24 protein-coding genes and 2 pseudogenes are annotated in these 18,806 nt (G+C 51.6%); 25 read left to right on the forward strand and 1 reads right to left on the reverse strand.

What is annotated here, in order from left to right; all coding sequences use genetic code 11:
- Nucleotides 1-323: 323 nt before the first annotated feature.
- On the reverse strand, nucleotides 324-920 hold the full coding sequence (locus GE278_08765; GenBank protein QLK60847.1) for a helix-turn-helix domain-containing protein: 597 nt from the start codon (nucleotides 918-920) through the stop codon (nucleotides 324-326).
- 107 nt (nucleotides 921-1,027) lie between these two features.
- Here GE278_08765 and GE278_08770 point away from each other — a divergent pair, with 107 nt between their 5' ends.
- The 25 genes and pseudogenes from GE278_08770 to GE278_08890 all read left to right on the forward strand — a co-directional run bounded on the left by GE278_08770 (nucleotide 1,028) and on the right by GE278_08890 (nucleotide 18,756).
- Entirely contained in the window at nucleotides 1,028-1,267 is a 240-nt protein-coding gene (locus GE278_08770; GenBank protein ID QLK60848.1) for a toxin-antitoxin system antitoxin, read from the forward strand.
- Nucleotides 1,268-1,286: 19 nt separating this feature from the next.
- Nucleotides 1,287-1,724: pseudogene (locus GE278_08775) on the forward strand (hypothetical protein).
- Between the two features lie 253 nt (nucleotides 1,725-1,977).
- Nucleotides 1,978-2,154 carry a DUF4222 domain-containing protein gene (locus tag GE278_08780; protein QLK63246.1) on the forward strand — a complete coding sequence of 59 codons (177 nt, stop codon included), beginning with the start codon at nucleotides 1,978-1,980 and terminating at the stop codon, nucleotides 2,152-2,154.
- The gene (locus tag GE278_08785; GenBank protein QLK60849.1) at nucleotides 2,151-3,176 is read left to right on the forward strand and encodes a GntR family transcriptional regulator; all 1,026 of its coding nucleotides are present in this window, start codon (nucleotides 2,151-2,153) and stop codon (nucleotides 3,174-3,176) included. The genes GE278_08780 and GE278_08785 overlap by 4 nt, the downstream gene beginning before the upstream one ends.
- Nucleotides 3,173-3,472: a hypothetical protein gene (locus GE278_08790; GenBank protein ID QLK60850.1), complete on the forward strand. Its 300-nt coding sequence runs from the start codon at nucleotides 3,173-3,175 to the stop codon at nucleotides 3,470-3,472. The genes GE278_08785 and GE278_08790 overlap by 4 nt, the downstream gene beginning before the upstream one ends.
- Nucleotides 3,469-4,011 carry a phage N-6-adenine-methyltransferase gene (locus tag GE278_08795; protein QLK60851.1) on the forward strand — a complete coding sequence of 181 codons (543 nt, stop codon included), beginning with the start codon at nucleotides 3,469-3,471 and terminating at the stop codon, nucleotides 4,009-4,011. Before GE278_08790 ends, GE278_08795 begins: the two co-directional genes overlap by 4 nt.
- A gap of 147 nt (nucleotides 4,012-4,158) precedes the next feature.
- Nucleotides 4,159-4,515 (forward strand): annotated as a pseudogene (locus GE278_08800) (hypothetical protein).
- 110 nt (nucleotides 4,516-4,625) lie between these two features.
- A complete protein-coding gene (locus GE278_08805; GenBank protein ID QLK63247.1) occupies nucleotides 4,626-4,988 on the forward strand; it encodes a RusA family crossover junction endodeoxyribonuclease in 363 nt (120 codons plus the stop codon).
- Nucleotides 4,985-5,686 carry a phage regulatory protein/antirepressor Ant gene (locus GE278_08810; protein ID QLK60852.1) on the forward strand — a complete coding sequence of 234 codons (702 nt, stop codon included), beginning with the start codon at nucleotides 4,985-4,987 and terminating at the stop codon, nucleotides 5,684-5,686. Before GE278_08805 ends, GE278_08810 begins: the two co-directional genes overlap by 4 nt.
- On the forward strand, nucleotides 5,683-6,696 hold the full coding sequence (locus GE278_08815; protein ID QLK60853.1) for a DUF968 domain-containing protein: 1,014 nt from the start codon (nucleotides 5,683-5,685) through the stop codon (nucleotides 6,694-6,696). The genes GE278_08810 and GE278_08815 overlap by 4 nt, the downstream gene beginning before the upstream one ends.
- Nucleotides 6,697-6,710: 14 nt before the next feature.
- On the forward strand, nucleotides 6,711-7,109 hold the full coding sequence (locus GE278_08820) for an antitermination protein Q (protein QLK60854.1): 399 nt from the start codon (nucleotides 6,711-6,713) through the stop codon (nucleotides 7,107-7,109).
- A 164-nt stretch (nucleotides 7,110-7,273) separates the two neighbouring features.
- Complete coding sequence (locus GE278_08825) at nucleotides 7,274-7,855, forward strand: hypothetical protein (protein QLK60855.1); 582 nt, start codon at nucleotides 7,274-7,276, stop codon at nucleotides 7,853-7,855.
- Between the two features lie 476 nt (nucleotides 7,856-8,331).
- The gene (locus GE278_08830; protein QLK60856.1) at nucleotides 8,332-8,601 is read left to right on the forward strand and encodes a hypothetical protein; all 270 of its coding nucleotides are present in this window, start codon (nucleotides 8,332-8,334) and stop codon (nucleotides 8,599-8,601) included.
- A gap of 1 nt (nucleotide 8,602) precedes the next feature.
- Entirely contained in the window at nucleotides 8,603-9,133 is a 531-nt protein-coding gene (locus tag GE278_08835; protein ID QLK60857.1) for a glycoside hydrolase family protein, read from the forward strand.
- Between the two features lie 10 nt (nucleotides 9,134-9,143).
- Nucleotides 9,144-9,632, forward strand: a complete 489-nt coding sequence (locus GE278_08840; GenBank protein QLK63248.1) for a lysis protein — start codon at nucleotides 9,144-9,146, stop codon at nucleotides 9,630-9,632.
- Nucleotides 9,633-9,642: 10 nt separating this feature from the next.
- The gene (locus tag GE278_08845; protein ID QLK60858.1) at nucleotides 9,643-10,110 is read left to right on the forward strand and encodes a hypothetical protein; all 468 of its coding nucleotides are present in this window, start codon (nucleotides 9,643-9,645) and stop codon (nucleotides 10,108-10,110) included.
- A gap of 141 nt (nucleotides 10,111-10,251) precedes the next feature.
- Nucleotides 10,252-10,692: a hypothetical protein gene (locus GE278_08850; protein ID QLK60859.1), complete on the forward strand. Its 441-nt coding sequence runs from the start codon at nucleotides 10,252-10,254 to the stop codon at nucleotides 10,690-10,692.
- 42 nt (nucleotides 10,693-10,734) lie between these two features.
- Nucleotides 10,735-11,277: a hypothetical protein gene (locus GE278_08855; GenBank protein QLK60860.1), complete on the forward strand. Its 543-nt coding sequence runs from the start codon at nucleotides 10,735-10,737 to the stop codon at nucleotides 11,275-11,277.
- Nucleotides 11,274-12,659, forward strand: coding sequence for a glycosyltransferase (locus GE278_08860; protein QLK60861.1), 1,386 nt, complete (start codon nucleotides 11,274-11,276; stop codon nucleotides 12,657-12,659). Before GE278_08855 ends, GE278_08860 begins: the two co-directional genes overlap by 4 nt.
- A 6-nt stretch (nucleotides 12,660-12,665) precedes the next feature.
- Nucleotides 12,666-13,016, forward strand: coding sequence for an HNH endonuclease (locus tag GE278_08865; GenBank protein QLK60862.1), 351 nt, complete (start codon nucleotides 12,666-12,668; stop codon nucleotides 13,014-13,016).
- Between the two features lie 148 nt (nucleotides 13,017-13,164).
- Nucleotides 13,165-13,638 (forward strand): phage terminase small subunit P27 family, encoded by a 474-nt coding sequence (locus GE278_08870; GenBank protein ID QLK60863.1) that lies wholly within the window; start codon nucleotides 13,165-13,167, stop codon nucleotides 13,636-13,638.
- A gap of 3 nt (nucleotides 13,639-13,641) precedes the next feature.
- Entirely contained in the window at nucleotides 13,642-15,372 is a 1,731-nt protein-coding gene (locus tag GE278_08875; GenBank protein QLK60864.1) for a terminase large subunit, read from the forward strand.
- Nucleotides 15,372-16,676: a phage portal protein gene (locus GE278_08880; protein QLK60865.1), complete on the forward strand. Its 1,305-nt coding sequence runs from the start codon at nucleotides 15,372-15,374 to the stop codon at nucleotides 16,674-16,676. The genes GE278_08875 and GE278_08880 overlap by 1 nt, the downstream gene beginning before the upstream one ends.
- Nucleotides 16,677-16,686: 10 nt before the next feature.
- Nucleotides 16,687-17,535 (forward strand): Clp protease ClpP, encoded by an 849-nt coding sequence (locus GE278_08885; GenBank protein ID QLK60866.1) that lies wholly within the window; start codon nucleotides 16,687-16,689, stop codon nucleotides 17,533-17,535.
- A gap of 9 nt (nucleotides 17,536-17,544) precedes the next feature.
- On the forward strand, nucleotides 17,545-18,756 hold the full coding sequence (locus GE278_08890) for a phage major capsid protein (GenBank protein QLK60867.1): 1,212 nt from the start codon (nucleotides 17,545-17,547) through the stop codon (nucleotides 18,754-18,756).
- Nucleotides 18,757-18,806: the final 50 nt, after the last annotated feature.

The following is an 18,806-nucleotide window of genomic DNA, read 5'->3' on the forward strand; positions in this document are numbered from 1 at the left end:
TTAGTGAGACGCTCAACAACCAGTGCTCTTATCGTTGTGCTGCTGATGGGATAACTATGACCTGAGTAATAAGTAGTGTCAATAAGTCATAGAAAATATTTATTACATAGGTAATAAGTGAGGGGGTGAATATTTTTAAAAAAAACGTTACCAAGTGCGCATGAGGTGTTTTACTATATAAATATACAGTAGTTCGGCACATGAGATGAAAAATGTGATTTACGAATGAAGATCAAACAGGGTGGGTTTGGGATGGGGATTTTACTTAAGAAAAATAACCAAGGCGGCTATGACCATACCCTGGTTGATGATGAGGAGATTGTTTATTTGCGCAATTTGCGGACAAATATTTGTTCTGCAACGCCGAGAATGCAGGACGGGTCAGTGATCTCTGATAATGGAATTCGAGTGTCGTCAACCTCTAAAAAACCAAGGCCGTTGCCGCCTTCAAGAAATCGATAGGTTGAAATCTCATTATGAATTTTAGTAACAATTAGTTCCCCGTTACCAGGCTTTGCTGTTGGATCAACAACAACAATCGCCCCAGCTGGCGCTTCAGCAACCCCTGAATTCTTTTTCATGATGTAGGCTCGGAAATGTTTAGGAAGTTGCTCCATCCATAGCACTGCATCACCGGTTTGCCCATTCTCGTCCCATACATCTACCTGCATAGAAACGTCGATTTTCTTCAGCTCCGCTCGATCCGAGCCTTGCATTGAGCCAACACCGTTTATCAGCCAATCAGCACTAATCCCCAATGCCGCAGCCAGTCTCCCAGAGAACTTCGATGTCTCATTTTTCCCAGAAAGTATTTTAGAAATAATCGATTGTTGGACACCAGAACGCCGAGCCAGCTCGGTTTGAGAGCTAATGCCCAGCTCAGTCATCGCGTGGTTAAGTCGTTCAGATAGTTTTTTCATGCCTGAAAAATATTCCTTACGTCATCACCAGTCAAATCACCTAGGTCATTGACTTTTTCTATTACCCAAGTCATATTTATGCTTCATTATGCCTTAAGGAATGGAACATGAACGACGTTATTCAGAAGGCAATCAACATTGCCGGTTCGCAATCAGAGTTGGCTCGTCGAGTGGGCGTTGACCAGTCTGCTGTAAGCAAGTGGCTTTTCGGCGGTGGCATTCGGGCTCATTACATACCAGCGATTGTAAAAGCAACTATGGGTGAGATTTCAGTAGATGAAATCTTTGCCTCTTTGGGTAGTTCTGTCGTTGCTGAAAATATTACCTCAACCCAGCCCCAAGCATAACTACCGAAGGAAAATCGAAATGGTAGACCTGAAATCAACAGTAAAAGCGATGTGCAAAGCATTCCCCGGAGGTCGTTCTGCAATAGCTGGCGCTTTGGGCATGACTGAAACGCAGTTCAATAACAACCTGTACGAAAAGAACGGCTGTCGCTTCTTTGAAGTGGTTGAGCTGGAAGCGATGGAAGACATCAGCGGCACCAATCACCTGGCGGACTATTTCGCTCAGCGCCGCAGCGGCTTTTTCGTTGCAATTCCAAATCGTGAAGAACTGGACCACGTTGATCTGTTCATCAAGGGGGTAAAGGTTGCAGCTAAGAGCGGGAAGGTAGATCAGCAAATAAATATTTCGATAGCAGACGACGGGGTAATTGATGAAAGCGAGAAGGCAGAAATTATGGCGCTTCATCGTAAGCATTTAGCTGCCCGCGATGAGTATGTGAAGTCAGTAGTGGCTTTGCATGAAAAGGTTGACGCCCCAAGTGTGCAGCTCGGGGCGTCGGTCGCATCAACTAAACAGTGTGGAGTAATTAACGCATGAACAGTTTACTCATAAAAGCCGGAGTTCCGCAAATCCGCTGTGTTGCAACTGGCGGTACCGCTGGCTCTCTTTCGTACGAAGTGATGATAGGCAACCGCTGGATCCCGTGCAACTACCAGTTCGCCGCTTGGTGGGTAGGTTACGTCTGTGAAAACAGCCGGAAGGTGAGCGCATGTCTGAAGAAATCCAAAAGCTGGACCGGCGTTACAAGGATTGGCGGGGCGTTGTGGTACACGTCGTGGGCTTCGACCGAGCGGGAGATCGCGTCATCTTCATGCGCGCCGGTTATCCGCATGAATGCGCGCAGCCAACTGAACAATTCCGGCGAAAATTCACGAGGGTCTTATGAGCGTTAAGTTATCCGCATACGTCTGGGACGGGCTGGCTCAGGCTGGCGTGAAAGGTACCCAATTGCTGGTAATGCTGCGTCTGGCTGATTTCTCCAGCGATGAAGGCACGTGCTATCCGGGCATTGAGACGATATCCCGCCAGATCGGTGCTGGCCGCAGTACGGTCATTACGGCTATCACTCAGTTGCAGAAAGATGGCTGGTTGTCCCGCGAAGAACGCCGCAAGGGTAATCGGAACAAGACCAACCTGTATTACCTGAACGTGAAGAAGCTCCGCGAAGCCGCTGCGGGTTTCTATTCTGATAGTCCAGTTTCTGAACATTCAGATTCTGAACGTTCCAATTCTGAATATTCAGATTCTGAACGTCCAGAAAACGTGAATAAAAGCGGTTTTGACCGTCCAGAATCTGGAGGGGATCCGTTAGTAAATTCAAAACAAGATCCATCAGATATAAAAACCCTTTGTCAGCCTGCTGCGCAGACCGACGCCGAGGTTGAAATTACTGATCAGGCTAAACAGGCACTGAAACACCTGAACCAAATCACCGGCTCACGTTACCAGCCCGCCAACAGCTCGCTGGAAAACATGCGTGCCCGTCTGCGAGAAGGTCACACTCTGGAAGAACTGCAGCTGGTTATCGAATACAAGCAGGTTCACTGGGGCGACTCTCCGAAGATGGCCGAGTATTTGCGCCCGGCAACCTTGTTCCAGCCAGCCAAATTCGAAGGCTACCTGCTCAGCGCGACCAAATGGGCGAAGAGTGGCCGCCCGGTCTGTGTGAATGGAAAGTGGGCCGTTGACGGTGAAGTTGCAGTTGATACCGCCGAACGCGACGCGTCATACCGCCGGTTCATCAGCGGTGTAGCAGCAACCAAGGCCCCGAGCGAGTTGGAAAAACTGGTGTGCACAGAGGCTAGCAAAGCCAGCGTCCGCAGCATGCGCAGTGACTTCGCCATCACTACGTGGGCCAAGATTTGGAAAGAGTGCGCCCAGCGCCAGCAGGGAGTGAAAGCAGCATGAAATCATACCCAGAATTAGTTCTTGAGGTGCTGGAGAGCGACAACACCCCGCGCACCGCCGCTGAAATCGAGGCCGTTATCGTGGCTAACACCGGTTCGACTCCGCACCCTACGGCAGTTCATGGCGCCCTCAACGCGCTGCGCCGCCGCCCAGAAATCACAATCACCATGACCGAAAAATCGCCGCGTAAATATCGACTCGTCGCGGCATCCGAGGCAGTGAAAACCCTAGCTGAAATCAGTGCTGAGTTTGAACGTAATTTGTGGGCAGTACGTCAGGGAAGGGGACAGGCATGACATCTGAATTCGCAAGCACTACACCAACCGAGCACAAAGACCGCGGGCAGACGCCGGTTGAAGTCTTCACTGCGCTTGATCTGGAGTTTGGTTTCTATCTGGACGCCGCCGCCGACCACCAGAACGCGCTCTGCGCCCGGTACCTGACTGAAGCTGATGATGCGCTGGCCGCTGAGTGGGAAAGTTACGGCGCCATCTGGTGTAACCCTCCATACAGCGCGATCACCCCGTGGGTTGAGAAGGCAGCCGAGCAGTGCCGTGCCCAGCACCAGCCGGTAGTGATGCTTCTGCCAGCCGATACTTCAACCGGTTGGTTCTCGCTGGCGCTGGCCACCGCCGACGAAATCCGCTTTATCACCGATGGCCGCCTGTCCTTTATCAACGCAGGGACCGGTAAACCGGGCAAGAACGGTAACAGCAAGGGCAGTCTGTTGGTTATCTGGCGGCCATTCATCAAACCGCGCGGGCAGTTCACCACAGTTTCGCGTGAAGCGTTGATCACTGCTGGCGCTGATTATCTGCAGGAGGTGGCAGCGTGAACGAACTCCAGAAAATCTGGCTTGATGCCTATCGCAGCTATCTCAAGGCTGCATCACCTACTGGCGAGCTTTGCCCGTCGGATCACGATAGTGCGCTTGATCATGCCGATGCCGTGCTGAATAGCCTGCTCAAAGCAGGGGAGGTGAATTGTGATTGATGAACCGAAAGACGACAGTGAAAACGTGCTGGCTTTCACCAAGCGCTTTGAGTCAAACGCCGACATCAAAGAAATGCTCAACCTCGTTAAAGCGGATAAGCCAGAGCATGCGCCTTATCGGTGCGGCCATGTGAATGTTTTAGTTGATGAGCACCTCCGTCAGCTCACATGTAGGCGCTGCGGTGCCGTCGTGGATGCATTCGACTGGATTAATGCACGCGCCGAAGGCGAGCAGAAGATCGACTGGGAACTCAAATCCCTGCGGCGGGAAGTCGTTGATCATCGTGATGGTCTTGAAAAGCTGAAACGTGAAGAGCTCAACACCCGAAACCGTATTAAAAACGCCGAAGGAAAACTGGCAAAAATCAGCATGGAAATCGCCAACAGGAGTATAGCCGCCGGTATTCCAGTCGCCGCCGTCACCCGTGACACCTACACAGACGCGGAGAATTCATGATGCAACTGATCCTGCCATTCCCGCCGAGTGTTAACGGTTACTGGCGCGCCACCAGCAAAGGCATGCTGATCAGCGCCCGCGGGCGGGTATACCGGTCAAACGCGATTGCCGCCGTGTATGAGCAGTTGAAGCGTAAGCCGCAGCCGCTAACTGCTGAACTCGATGTGCATGTCGTCCTGTTCCCGCCAACTCGAGCGCGCCGGGATCTGGATAACTTCCAGAAGGCGCTGTTTGACAGCCTGACGCATGCGGGAGTGTGGACAGACGATAGCCAGGTAAAAAGAATGACGGTCGAATGGGTACCGGTGACCAAAGGCGGTAAGGCCGAAATAACTATCAGTGATTTTGAGGAGGTTTCATGAGCGCATTAACCAACGTTAAAAATGATCCGGGCTTCACTGCAATGAGCAGTCTCGAAATCGCTGGTCTGTGTGATAAACGGCACGATCACGTTATGGCTGACATTCGTTCAATGCTGGAACAGCTCAATATTCAATCTCCCGAGTTTTCGGGAGATTACCGGGATGACCGTGGACGGACTTATCCCCTTTATCACCTGCCCCGCGACTTGTGCTTAACGCTGGTATCTGGATACAGCGTGATATTACGGAAAAGAGTTATCGATCGTTGGCTCGAATTGGAGGAAGGGAAAGCACCACAAATACCACAATCACTTCCGGAGGCTCTGAGGCTGGCTGCTGACCTTGCTGAACAAAAGCAGGTTTTGGAATCGCAGCTGGCGCAGGCCGCACCGAAGGTTGAATTTGTGGATCGGTATGTTGCTGCACGAGGTTCAATGGGCTTTCGTCAGGTCTGCAAATTACTTCAGGCAAAAGAAACGGATTTCCGGCTGTTTTTGCTGGACAAGAAAATCATGTATCTGTTGGGTGGCACGCTGGCACCATTTGCCCAGCATCTCGATTCCGGCCGGTTTGAGGTTAAGACAGGCACCAGCCTGACCAGCAATCACAATTTCAGCCAGGCGCGTTTTACTCCTAAGGGCGTTAAATGGGTTGGTGGAATGTGGGCTGACCATCTGCGACAGGAGAACGCGGCGTGAGAGCATTACTGAAACCATACCCCCATTGGGAACTGGGGATCGTGCTGTTGCGGCCGCCGGGCGACATGCTGCAGCACTTTAGCGGTAAACGTATGCTGATCACCGACGAGCCAGCAGAACTGCGCGGCGCGCCCGACGGTCTGGTACCGGTAGAGGCTCAGCCGTTATCGCGTGATCCGCGTCTGGCGGCCTTTCTTTCGTCAGAGCGCGTGATTGGTCTGGCCGGTGGCTGGGATGCGCTGAAGCTTTGGGTTAAGCGTCACCGCGGCTGTCAGTGCACCGACTTCGGCGGCCAATATCATCATCATGAGCTGGTGCAGGTGCGCCGGGCGCGCGGCATGGTGTCCCTGTGCTGGTCTCACGACAATGAATACCGCGACAAAGAATCCGCCAAACTTGACGCCGCTGCGCTGGCGAACGTAACTGAATTCGTGACTGAAGCTATTCGTGCCCGATCACGCCTACCTGACGGCCACCGCTTGACTTTGCCGGAATTGTGCTGGTGGGCAACGAGTAAGGGGTTGGCGCTGCAGTTGCCGGAGGAAATTATTTGCGAGGCTCTGGGCGTGAAATACCGTGCGCCGGGTACCCAGATGAAAGAATCCGACACCAACCCTTATGAGAAAGAACCGCGTGAGGCGCTGGTGAGCAACATCAAACCTGTGCTGGCGCTGGCAATCGATCCGGAGACGCCGGAGTCATTCTTGCTACGCCCGAAGCGCCGCCGATACGAGAACACGAAATACACCCAGTGGGTAAAGCGGCAGCCATGCTGTGCCTGTGGTAACGGGTCTGATGATCCGCACCACATCACCGGCAACGGATTTGGTGGAATGGCGACAAAAGCGCATGACCTGTTCGTGATCCCGCTGTGCAGACGGTGTCACGACTCACTTCATGCGAATACCCCGGATTGGGAAAACGAACACGGTACACAGGAACACCTGTTACTGACGACATTAGACCGCGCGCTGGCGATGGGTGTTATCGCTACCGGCAAAGCAAAATAAGTGTGGAGAGAATAATGCGTGATATTCAACTGGTACTGGCTCGTTACGGCGTTTGGGCGAAAGATAATTCAGGCGTTGACTGGTCACCGATTGCGGCAGGATTTAAAGGCCTGCTGCCCGCCGAATCCAGCAAGATCGAATCCTGCTGTGATAATGATGGTCTGATTGTGGATGCCGCCGTGGGCCGCCTGGCTGCCGCCCGTAAACCGGAAGAGGTAACGCTCATTATGCTGCATTACCGCATGGGTCTGTCCAAACGGAAAATAGCGAAGATGTACAAAGTGAGTGAAGGCCTGATCCGCCAACAGCTGCAGGTAGCGGAAGGCTTCGTTGATGGGTGTCTCGCAATGACCGGCGCGGTGCTGGAGATGGACGCTTACACTCAGAAAATCAGGGTGGCGAAAGTCGCTTAAAATAATTCTAGTGCGCTACGCAAAAAGTCTTGTAATCTGATAAGGTCGGTTACGTAGTCACAAAGCTTAGACAATTTTAAAATCCCGCTTCGGCGGGGTTTTTTATTGCAATTTCAGATATTTCTTTCATTATTCCTTCTTAGAGTTATTAAGGGGGAACACGAATGGAAAAATATCTCTACCTGACACAGTATTCTTGGTCGCATGCATGGCTAGATGGGGGGAAAGTACCATTATTTCAGAGTAGTACTTACAAACGCTCCGAGAGACATTCAATATTCACTCCTGATGAAAACCTGATAGATTCATCCACACATGATGTTAATGTTTTAAAACCATTAATTGTGATTGAAGGGGATTGTGACGTGACAATCACCGGAGATAACACTGTCAATGGGAAGCCTTTTTTAACCGAGGGGGCCCATATAAAAAGAAAGTATGAGGATGGTCTAGTACTTTGTTTGGCCAACTCGAGAAGCAATCTGATAGCAAGAAAATTAAGAAAATCCGCCTGTGTTAAAATATTAGACGTTGAATCACTCAAAGCAATTCTGGATGAGCAGATAGAGATAGAAGGCCAAATGGGAGAGTGTACGTATACAGCTACCCATGAAAGAGGCCACTTTCTGAAATCCAATTTGGATGCTTGGCAAGATGAATTTCGAATCTTCTGGCCAAATGCAAAAAATATGGAAGTCATTATTCCCCCCAAAGTAGCTCAAAGAGTTACTATAAAAGGGATGTAATTATATATACTTTCCCTATGAAATCAGTTACATATAAATTGTACAAAAGGTCGCCATTATGCGGCCTTTTTAGTGACTTCATAACGATATTGAAGAGCTTATGAAAATTGTTGCTATAACAAACGACGCCACTGTGAGAGCAAATAAAAGACAGTTGCTTGGGGTCAGCAACTTGCCATTACTCTTGCTCTTGTGATTTCGAAACAAGATGAAAATAATAACTATTCCGATGAGAACGAATATTGAAGCGCCAGTAAAGCTTGCAACCGATGTCATCTTTCTTTCCTCGTAAAAGCAGTGAATTAATAATAGCTCATACTCAAAACAGTTTTACAAAAGCTGCCAAATCGGCGGCTTTTTCTCGTTTTAGCGGCCAGTCAATCAGCCAACTATATGATTTTCGCAAAGTGACTGAGCCGCTAATCCCTTCTTATATTTCGACTGCGCACCCAACCGGCAAACCGGAGGGGGAGACTATGAAAATGGACGAAAAATACAGTAACGCTACATACGGTGGTGCTGGAATTACGGCCTTCTTTGCAAGCTTATCCCTTCAGGATTGGGGCTTTATCGCTGGCGTGCTGATCGGGGCGCTCTTTACTGCTTTGACGTATTTCCTGAATCGTCGCGAACAGATGAAGCGCACCCGGATACTCCAAGAAATCGCCGATAAGGTTGATGCCAAAAACCCATCAGCAACGGTTCAGCTGGTGAATGATCTCGCACAGAAAACAAACGAGGTCTGATTTGGCAAAACTTAAGACAAAACTCAGTGCAGCAATGCTGGCGCTGATTGCTGCTGGCGCCTCGGCCCCGGCTCTGATGGGTCAATTTCAGGATGATAAAGAAGGCACAAGCCTCATTGCCTACCCTGATCAAGGCGGCATCTGGACAATCTGCGGCGGCGTGACGTATGTGAATGGAAAGCCTGTACTTAAAGGCATGAAGCTAACGCGGTCACAGTGCGATGCTATCGACAAAGCTGAGCAGTCCAAAGCGCTGGCGTGGGTTGATAAAAACATTCACGTTCCGCTTACTCCTCCCCAGAAGGTAGGGATCGCCTCGTTCTGCCCTTGGAACATCGGGCCGAGCAAATGCTTCCCTTCAACGTTCTACCGAAAAATTAACGCCGGTGACCGTCTTGGTGCTTGCGCAGAGATAAAACGCTGGATCTGGGACGGTGGGAAAGATTGCCGAATTCGGGCGAACAACTGCGCTGGTCAGGTCATCAGGCGTGATCAGGAAAGCGAACTGGCGTGCTGGGGACTGGATGAATAACAATTTATCAATTGTGCTGGCTTTCGTGGCTGGCGCTGCGCTGACCTGGTGGATTGAAGGGCTGCGCTGGGAAGCCGACGTGTCAAAGCTGAAAGCGACCCACATCGCAGAGCTGAAGAAAATCAGTGTTCAGGCTGTGATTGACCTGACCAACCAGAAGAAGCGCACCGAAGCAGCACAAACCGCGCTGGCCGCACTCGATGCCAAACACACGAAGGAATTAGCCGATGAACAGGCCAAAAATGACAGGCTGCGCGCTGATGTCGCTGCTGGTACTCGCCGGGTGCGGATCGCGGCAGCAAACCTTGCCACCTGCGAGCTCGTCGGGAACAGCACTACCGGAACCGGCGGCGTGGGCGATGCAGCACAAGTCGAACTCTCTGGCGCTGGTGGACGGGTTGTTCTCGATCTCCGAGCCAGCGCCATCAAAGACGACAAAGTGATCCAATACCTTCAGGGCTTTGCAGTTGAAGCCCAGAAGCGATGCAAAATCCAATAGGTGCAGCTATATGACTAACAAAATCCAATTAAGCTTTAAGTATCTGTATACCTTTAAAAACGGTGATTACAGCGGAGCAACGTTGAGTTACCGAATTAAGCATGGCGATCAGCTTCTTGCGGAAGGAGATATAAAGGGAAAAACGCTTTCCCCATTTGTCTTACCGATCACTATCAAAGAGACAGACATAACTCAGCTGCTGACAGTTGAGTATGTTTGCACCGGCAGTGTGGAAGACGTATCAGTCTCAGTCGGCCCATATTTGGATGTAGACAGCAGAACGCTGGCTGACTGTAAGAAAAGATTTGCTGGTTCAGAGCCGCTGCCATTTGGGGGATTCCCTGCCGCAATAACCATCGCTGTCGAGACTGATGGTGAACTGAGTAAAGAAGATCTGCTGAAGAAGTTGGTGAATGAAATCGTGGAAGTACAGATTAAGAAAGGGCTGCAACCAGGCGGGCTTCTTTACCGTCGGTAGTCTGGGCATTACAGCAGGCATTCACTGAGTGCCTGTGATAATGCTCACTCTGGAAAGAAACTGGCAAAGGTATAATTACCTCTTCACTAAGTATGCTACCAAATATAATGTGTAACTTCCTAAAGCTTGAAGAGAATGAAAATGTCAGATTCTGAAGATTTACTACCAGAAGTTAACGCCAACAAGTTGCGTGATGTTGATTTATGTTTTTTCACTCACATCGCTAACATCGAAAATGTTGGTGTAATTTTAACCATATTTGTCAAAGGAAACTTATTTTCAGGAGAGCTTATTTCTGGAAGTGAGTTTTATAAAAAGTCTGCAGAGAAATACTCATCCTGCAAAAAGGACTCTGTTGGGGAGATGTTAAAGCAGCATTTCGATTATCGAATTGAGGCCTACGAGGATCTTTACAAAGATCCTGAGGAAGCTATATCTCAATTAGAAATTACTTTTTTGCATTTAAAAGATGTCTCTATGTATACGGGTGGCGGTCAGATTCAAAGCATAGAAGGTGGTCTATTGCGACTTAAAATCGAAGAGATTGACGGTTACATACTTGGGAAAATGTTATCCAAATAAGATTAGCCGCCTCCGGGCGGTTTTTTTATGTCTGGAGGATGTGTGACTGATGTTTTTTATTTAACACCATTCAAAGCCGGTGATATCGGCGGTGGTATCAACAATTCAATATCCAGACTTCCGCCTGATGCCTGGGTGTGTATTCGTGACGCTGACACGATGTTCCTCACGCCTCAGCAGCAGAAACAAATCGCTGACATTGCTGGCGCTGATCCTGAGTTCAATGTGATTGGATGCATGACAAACCGGCTCCGATCGCCATACCAGACACATGGCGGTCAACTCAGCAATGAACCGGATATTCGAGTTCACCTGCAGATCGCCGAGGAGCTTGAAAGCCGTCACTGGGGCGAACTGGTGGAACTGCCAGCGCCAGAAGTGGTTGCCGGGATGCTGATGCTATTTCGCGTTTCTCTCTGGCAGAAAATCAAGTTTCAGCAGCGTTCCATCTATTTCGACAAACAGTTCTGCGCTGCTGTGCGGGCCGCTGGCGGTCAGCTGGCAATAGCGCGCGGCGTCTACCTGTTTCATCTTTACCGATTCGGGAAGCCGAATCCCTGCGATTACACGGCGCATTTAACATGACAAAGATTGGTATCGGGATCACCACACACAACCGCTATGACGTGTTCAGTAAGACGCTGGCGGAAATAAAACGTCTGGCACCTGCTGGCGCTGAAATCGTCGTTGTTGATGATGCGAGTGATAAGCCGGTACCAGAGGCAACCTTTCGTTTCGCGCGGAACGTGGGCATCGCCGCGGCAAAGAATAAATGCTTCGAGCTGCTGGAAGGTTGCGATCATATCTTCCTGTTTGACGACGACACTTACCCGCTGGTTCAAGACTGGCATCAGTCATACGTCGACAGCCATGAGCCGCACCTGATGTACATCTTTCAGGACTTTGCAACCGGCACCAAACTTAACGACACCATCAAGATTTATCAGGACAGCGAGATCACCGCCTGGTCACACGCGCGCGGCTGCATGCTGTACTTCAAGCGCATCTGTCTCGATGTTGTCGGCGGTATGGATCCGGTGTTCGGTAAGTGGGGCTGGGAGCACCCAAACCTGTCCGAGCGAATTTATAACACTGGCCTGACGTCATTTCGTTATAGCGACGTGACGAACAGCGCTGGCCTGTTCTGGTCAGCTGACGAGCATCAGCTGGTTCAGTCCACGGTTGCCGGTCCTGACCGTTCAGTGATGATCACCCGCAACCGGCCAATCTATGAAGCGAACCGAGACAGTGACCGGTTCGTGCCATACAAACCGGCAACAGGTGAAGACGTGATCATTACCACCTACTTCACTGGGCAACCTGATCCACAGCGCGGTGAAGTGTGGAAGCCTGACTATGAAGAACTGCGACCGCTGATTGACTCAATGCGCGGTCAGAAGCTGGTGATCCTACATGACTGCTTCGATGTTGCAGACAGCGACACAGTGCATCACATCAGGGTTGAGACCAACCTTTCACCTTACTGGCAACGATGGGTAAGCATCCTTCAATACCTCCACCGGAACCCGACCACGCGTCGGGTTTTTTGTGTCGATGGTACCGACGTGGAGATGCTCAACAATCCATTCGACAGCATGGGCGCTTATCTCTACACCGGTGACGAGCCGGAGAAGGTTGACTGTCCGTGGATGCGCAACCATCACCCGGCTGCTTTCCTTCAATCATTCATGCGCAGCAATGCGAACCACACGCTGCTGAATGCTGGCCTGCTGGGTGGCAACCGCGACGTGGTGATCGCTTTCATCACGAAGATGCTGCGTTACTGGGCGGACAACGTGAGCGATGTGCATTACCGCAAGGCGGTGACCGTCGGTGATAGCGACATGGGCTTGTTCAACTATACGGCTCTGACGTTCTTCCGCTACCGGCTGCAGCACGGGCAGCAGGTGAACACGGTGTTCAAACGATTCGAGCGCACCGGCGCCAGCTGGTTCAGACACAAGTGAGAAGCTATGCCACCTCGCATACCACGCGCATGCCGCAAGCATGGGTGTCGTCACACTACCATTGAGCGTTCTGGCTACTGCCCTGAGCACATCAATACCGGATGGGAGAGCCATCAGCAGGGTAAGACCAGACAGGAGCGCGGGTATGGTGCCAGCTGGGACAAGCTTCGCCCTCTCATCCTTGCGAGAGATAAACATCTATGTCAGGAGCATAAGCGGCAGGGCAAGCCAGTACCTGCGACAACAGTCGACCACATTCTTGCAAAGGCAAAAGGCGGGACAGATGACCCAGCCAACCTTGAGAGCCTATGCTGGCCGTGCCACCGAAAGAAAACTGGGCGCGACCGGCTCGGATGATATCAATTCTCATTTGCTGGGGAGGGGCGTGCAAAAAGTTCAGAGCCCAGGCTCTGCCGAACCGCCGCCTAAGTTTTTGTTACGCGCCCGCAGGTTGGAAACCTTTTTCATGGGGATCCCCAATCGCGATTAATAGGAGTTTTCTATCATGTCTGGACCACCGAGAACCCCAACGAATCTGCGTTTGATCAAGGGGAACCCTTCAAAACGTGCAATAAACAAGTCAGAGCCAAAACCTCCGTCAGGGGTACCCCCAGTTCCGAAGCATTTCAATAAGCAAGAGAAGTATTGGTTCAAGCGGATCGGTGAAGAGCTGGATGGTTCCAACGTGGTCACACATCTCGATGGAATGGCACTTGAATTGTTGATCGGTGCTTATGTGGAATGGAGAAGTCACCGAGACATTCTGGATGAGGAGGGGGAGACCTACAAAACAAAGACGATGACAGGCGACACTCTGATTAAAGCTCATCCGCGGGTTGGAATGATGGCAGATGCCTGGAAACGCCTACGCGGCATGATGGCAGAATTCGGCATGACACCGGCTTCACGCAGCAAGGTAAGCAGCGATGGTGCAGGGGAAGCCGACCCACTCGAAGAATTTTTGAAAAAGCGCAAATGATGAATGGCAACCGTTTCGGAAGGTATTCAGTACGCAGAGCGCGTGCTGGCTGGCGAGATTGTTGCTGGCGAACTGGTACGCCTTGCGTGCCGACGATTCCTTAACGATTTAGAGCATGGGCCGGAGCGCGGCATCTACTTTAACGAGGATCGCGCCCAACACGTTCTCGACTTTTATGATTTTGTTCCCCACGTCAAAGGCGCGCTGGCCGGTAAGCCGATAAAGCTTATGGCATGGCACGTCTTTATCCTGATTAACCTGTTTGGCTTCGTGATCCCGCTTATCGACGAGATGACCGGCGAGCAAATGCTTGATGAGGACGGAGACACCATACTGGTGCGCCGTTTCAGAACCGCATATGACGAGGTGGCGCGCAAAAACGCTAAGTCTACGTTGTCCTCCGGCATCGGCCTGTACATGACCGGTGCGGACGGCGAGGGGGGCGCGGAGGTTTATTCGGCGGCCACGACGCGCGACCAGGCGCGTATCGTTTTTGACGATGCCAAAAACATGATCAAAAAAGCGCCCCGCTCGCTGGGCCGTTTGTTCGGTCATGTAAAACTCAACATTCACCAGGAGCGCTCCGCCTCCAAGTTTGAGCCGCTTTCCAGCGACGCGAATAATCTCGACGGCCTGAATATTCACTGCGGCATTGTCGATGAGCTTCACGCTCACCGAACCCGTGACGTTTGGGACGTACTGGAAACGGCGACTGGCGCGCGTCTGCAATCGCTGCTTTTCGCAATCACCACGGCAGGCTCCAACAAAGAAGGCATTTGTTTTGAACAGCGCGATTACGCCATAAAGGTGTTGCGCGGTGTGGTAGAGGACGACACATACTTCGCGATGATTTACACGCTGGATGAAGACGACGACCCGTTCGATGAAAAGAACTGGCCGAAGGCAAATCCGGGGCTGGGTATCTGTAAGCGCTGGGACGACATGCGTCGCCTGGCGAAAAAAGCGAAAGAACAGATCGCCGCGCGTCCGAACTTTTTCACCAAGCACCTCAATATCTGGGTGACGGCGGAAAGTGCCTGGATGGACATGGACCGCTGGAATAAGTGTGGCGACATTGCCCCGGATGACGAACTGGTCAACTGGCCGCTTTGGGTTGGCATCGACTTAGCCAACAAGATAGACATTTGCGCTGCGGTTAAAACGTGGCTTGCACCGAATGGTCACACCCACACCAAATCGAAATTCTGGCTCCCTGAAGGGCGACTGGAAACCGCGCCGAAGCATATTTCTGAGCTCTACCGGAAATGGGCGGATGCCGGATATCTGGATTTAACCGATGGTGACGTTATCGATCACGGCTATATCAAAGCCGAGGTTGAAGCCTGGGTGAAAGGTGAAAGCCTGAAAGAAATAGCCTTCGACCCGTGGAGCGCAACCCAGTTTAGCCTGGCGCTGGCCGAAGAGGGATTACCGCTGGTCGAAGTTGCCCAGACGGTAAAAAACCTGTCTGAATCCATGAAGTCAGTTCAGGCCGACGTCTACGGCAGCAAGATCCACCACGACGGCAACCCCGTGATGACGTGGATGATGTCAAACGTCACTGTTAAGCCAGACAAAAATGACAACGTGTTCCCGAATAAATCAACGCCGGAAAATAAAATCGATGGGCCGGTGGCGCTGTTCACCGCCAAAAGCCGGTTACTCGTCAACGGCGGTGATGATAAGCAGGACTTAACCGACTTCTACGAAGATCCGATAATGATAGGTGTCTGATGAAATCCAAAAAACAACCGGGGCGTGTAAAAAGCGCCCTTTTAAATTGGCTCGGTGTACCTATCAGTTTGACTACCGGCACGTTTTGGCAGGAGTGGATGGGTACCAGCAGCAGCGGTAAAACGGTGACCGTCGATAAGGCGATCATGCTGTCAGCTGTCTGGGCCTGCGCGCGGCTGCTGAGCGAATCAGTCTCAACGTTGCCACTGAAAGTCTATAAGCGGGAAAAGGACGGTTCGCGCGCTCTGGCCACCGATCACCCGGCCTATAAAGTGCTCTGTAAACAGCCCAATGGAGAAATGACACCGTCCAGATTCATGCTGATGCTGGTGGCCAGTATCTGTATGCGGGGTAATGCCTTCATCGAAAAGCTGATGATCGGGCAAAAGGTTGTTGGTCTTAACCCGCTTCTTCCTCAAAACATGGTCGTTAAGCGCCTCGATAACGGGCAGCTGCAGTACACCTATACCGATAAAAACGGTAAGCGTGATATCCCCGTGAAAAACATGATGCACATTCGCGGGTTCGGCCTGGACGGTGTCTGCGGCATGATGCCGATGATGGCCGGGCGGGATGTTATTGGTTCGGCCATGGCGGTTGAAGAATCTGCCGCGAAAATCTTTGAAAACGGCATACAGAACTCAGGGTTCATCAGCGCTAAGAGCGATATAAACCCAGAACAGAGAGCGCGTTTAAAGCAAAACTTGAACACGTTTGTAGGTTCAAAGAATGCCGGTAAGGTCATGGTGCTTGAAGGCGACATGACCTATCAGGGGGTAACGATGAACCCCGAGGCGGCGCAGATGCTGGAGAGCCGTTCCTTCAGTATTGAAGAAATCTGCCGCTGGTTCCGGATCCCACCGTTTATGGTCGGGCATATGACCAAGCAAAGCAGCTGGGCATCCAGCGTTGAAGGCATGAACCTTTTATTCCTGACTAACACGCTGCGCCCGCTTTTGGTCAATATCGAGCAGGAGATAGGGCGCTGCCTACTGGGTAATGATGAAGATTATTTTGCCGAATTCTCTGTGGAAGGTTTACTTCGCGCTGACAGCGCCGGGCGCGCGGCTTATTACACCACGGCCTTGCAGAATGGCTGGATGAGCCGCAACGACGTCCGCCGGCTGGAAAATCTGCCTCCGATCCCGGGCGGCGACATTTACACCGTGCAGCTGAACCTCACCGCACTTGAAGATTTACGCCAAAACAACCAGGCAGCCAGAGCGAACGCACTGCTCGAGCTCCATAACCAACTGTTCCCCGATATTTCTTTCGAACATTCCCCGCTGAAAAAGGCGGCTTAGGAGCCAACCCATGTCATTAAAGAATCTTCCGGCAGCGCCGGAGGGGCGCCCGTGCGCGAAAGTCACCAGTGAGCTATCACCGGCAGCTTTGGATCGCTGGGACGGTGGCATTAAGGCTGCCAACAACAACGACAACACGATCTCTATTTTCGATGTCATTGGTTCTGATTACTGGGGGGAGGGTGTTACCGCTAACCGAATTGCTGGCGCTCTTCACTCAATGAACGGGGAAGACGTCACGGTGAGCATCAACTCGCCGGGCGGTGACATGTTCGAAGGGCTGGCAATCTATAACCAGTTGCGAGAATACAGCGGCAAAGTCACCGTAAAGGTGCTGGGCATCGCCGCTTCTGCCGCATCGATTATCGCCATGGCCGGTGACGAGGTGCAGATCGGGCGCGGCGCGTTTCTCATGATCCACAATTGCTGGGTCGTCGCGGTAGGAAACAGGCTTGACCTCGCGCGTGCAGCTCAGGACATGGAGCCCTTCGACCGGGCAATGCAGGATATTTATTCCGCGCGCAGCGGGCTTGATGCCGAAACCGTCTCAGCAATGATGGACAACGAAACGTACATCGGCGGCAACGATGCGGTCGAGAAAGGTTTTGCTGACCGGCTTCTGTCCGCGGATGAAATTTCCGATGGGGACGAAAGCCCTGCAGCAGCGCTGCGAAAACTCGATGCGCTGCTGGCCAAGGCCAATACACCGCGCTCAGAGCGCAGAAAACTTCTCAAATCTTTATCTGCCAGTACGCCGGGCGCTACTGACAATCACCAAGGTAAGCCGAGCGCTACCGACAATCCCAACCCTGAAAACATCAAACAACTTGAAGACGCGCTGGCCGCGTTCGGCAAATAAGGAATCACCATGTCAGACGTTAATGAATTACTGAAAAAAGTATCCGCGAAACTCGAAGAAGTCTCTGGCACCTTCAGTCAGAAGGCCGAGGATGCTTTGAAAGAAGCAAAAAACTCAGGTCAGCTTTCTGCTCAGACCAAAGAGGCGGTTGATAAAATTGCAAGCGAGTTCAATGCGCTGACCGAAGCGAACAAAACAATTAAAGCCGCGATGGGTGAGCTGGAGCAGCATGTTGCCAGTATGCCTATGAACAATGCTGCGAAGGTTGTGGAGACCGTGGGCAAAGTGGTGATCAGTTCCGAAGCACTCAAGAATTTCGCGGCGAGCGTTGAAGGCGGCAAACGTGTAAACATTCCCGTGAATGCAGCGCTTATTTCCACAGACGTTGCCAACGGGGTCGTCGAACCTCAGCGCCTGCCTGGCATTGATACATCACCAAAACAGCGTTTGTTCATCCGCGATTTGATTGCTCCTGGTCGCACCGGCGCACCGGCGATTTTCTGGGTACAGCAGACCGGTTTCACCAACGCGGCGAAGGTTGTTGCGGAAGGGACAACCAAACCTTACAGCGGCATTGAATTCGCCACCAAAATCACCCCAGTCACCACCATTGCTCACATGTTCAAAGCATCGAAACAGATCCTCGATGACTTTGCTCAGCTGCAATCAACGGTGGACGCAGAAATGCGCTACGGCCTGAAATATGTTGAAGAGCAGGAAATTCTCTTCGGCGACGGTACCGGCGCACACCTTCACGGCATCGTGCCTCAAGCCTCTACGTTCGACCCGGCATTCTCGGTAGATCAGCAGAACGGCATCGATGATCTGCGTCTGGCCATGTTGCAGGCACAACTGGCGCGTTTCCCAGCATCAGGCCATGTCCTGCACTTCATCGACTGGGCGAAGATCGAACTGACGAAAGACACGCTGGGCCGCTACATTCTGGCGAATCCTTCAGCTCTTACGGGTCCTACGTTGTGGGGCTTGCCGGTCGTGGCCACAGAAACTGCCGCCTTCCAGGGTAAATTCCTGACAGGTGCCTTTAATGCCGCCGCTCAGTTGTTCGACCGTGAAGACGCCAACGTGGTGATCAGCACCGAGAACACCGACGATTTCGAAAAGAACATGATTTCGATCCGTTGCGAAGAGCGTCTGGCGCTGGCAGTTAAGCGCCCGGAAGCGTTCATTTATGGTTCCTTCTCAGGTGGCCCAACCACCTAATCTGCTTTCATCTCATAAGCGGCCGCATGGCCGCTTTTATTTGTGGTGAT

The organism is Enterobacteriaceae bacterium Kacie_13 (assembly GCA_013457415.1).
Taxonomy (GTDB): Bacteria; Pseudomonadota; Gammaproteobacteria; order Enterobacterales; family Enterobacteriaceae; genus Rahnella.

Coding starts and splice junctions, on each gene's coding strand:
- GE278_08765 (QLK60847.1), bottom strand. CDS start 920: ATGAAAAAACTATCTGAACGACTTAACCACGCGATGACTGAGCTGGGC.
- GE278_08770 (QLK60848.1), top strand. CDS start 1,028: ATGAACGACGTTATTCAGAAGGCAATCAACATTGCCGGTTCGCAATCA.
- GE278_08780 (QLK63246.1), top strand. CDS start 1,978: ATGTCTGAAGAAATCCAAAAGCTGGACCGGCGTTACAAGGATTGGCGG.
- GE278_08785 (QLK60849.1), top strand. CDS start 2,151: ATGAGCGTTAAGTTATCCGCATACGTCTGGGACGGGCTGGCTCAGGCT.
- GE278_08790 (QLK60850.1), top strand. CDS start 3,173: ATGAAATCATACCCAGAATTAGTTCTTGAGGTGCTGGAGAGCGACAAC.
- GE278_08795 (QLK60851.1), top strand. CDS start 3,469: ATGACATCTGAATTCGCAAGCACTACACCAACCGAGCACAAAGACCGC.
- GE278_08805 (QLK63247.1), top strand. CDS start 4,626: ATGCAACTGATCCTGCCATTCCCGCCGAGTGTTAACGGTTACTGGCGC.
- GE278_08810 (QLK60852.1), top strand. CDS start 4,985: ATGAGCGCATTAACCAACGTTAAAAATGATCCGGGCTTCACTGCAATG.
- GE278_08820 (QLK60854.1), top strand. CDS start 6,711: ATGCGTGATATTCAACTGGTACTGGCTCGTTACGGCGTTTGGGCGAAA.
- GE278_08825 (QLK60855.1), top strand. CDS start 7,274: ATGGAAAAATATCTCTACCTGACACAGTATTCTTGGTCGCATGCATGG.
- GE278_08830 (QLK60856.1), top strand. CDS start 8,332: ATGAAAATGGACGAAAAATACAGTAACGCTACATACGGTGGTGCTGGA.
- GE278_08845 (QLK60858.1), top strand. CDS start 9,643: ATGACTAACAAAATCCAATTAAGCTTTAAGTATCTGTATACCTTTAAA.
- GE278_08850 (QLK60859.1), top strand. CDS start 10,252: ATGTCAGATTCTGAAGATTTACTACCAGAAGTTAACGCCAACAAGTTG.
- GE278_08860 (QLK60861.1), top strand. CDS start 11,274: ATGACAAAGATTGGTATCGGGATCACCACACACAACCGCTATGACGTG.
- GE278_08865 (QLK60862.1), top strand. CDS start 12,666: ATGCCACCTCGCATACCACGCGCATGCCGCAAGCATGGGTGTCGTCAC.
- GE278_08870 (QLK60863.1), top strand. CDS start 13,165: ATGTCTGGACCACCGAGAACCCCAACGAATCTGCGTTTGATCAAGGGG.
- GE278_08875 (QLK60864.1), top strand. CDS start 13,642: ATGGCAACCGTTTCGGAAGGTATTCAGTACGCAGAGCGCGTGCTGGCT.
- GE278_08880 (QLK60865.1), top strand. CDS start 15,372: ATGAAATCCAAAAAACAACCGGGGCGTGTAAAAAGCGCCCTTTTAAAT.
- GE278_08885 (QLK60866.1), top strand. CDS start 16,687: ATGTCATTAAAGAATCTTCCGGCAGCGCCGGAGGGGCGCCCGTGCGCG.
- GE278_08890 (QLK60867.1), top strand. CDS start 17,545: ATGTCAGACGTTAATGAATTACTGAAAAAAGTATCCGCGAAACTCGAA.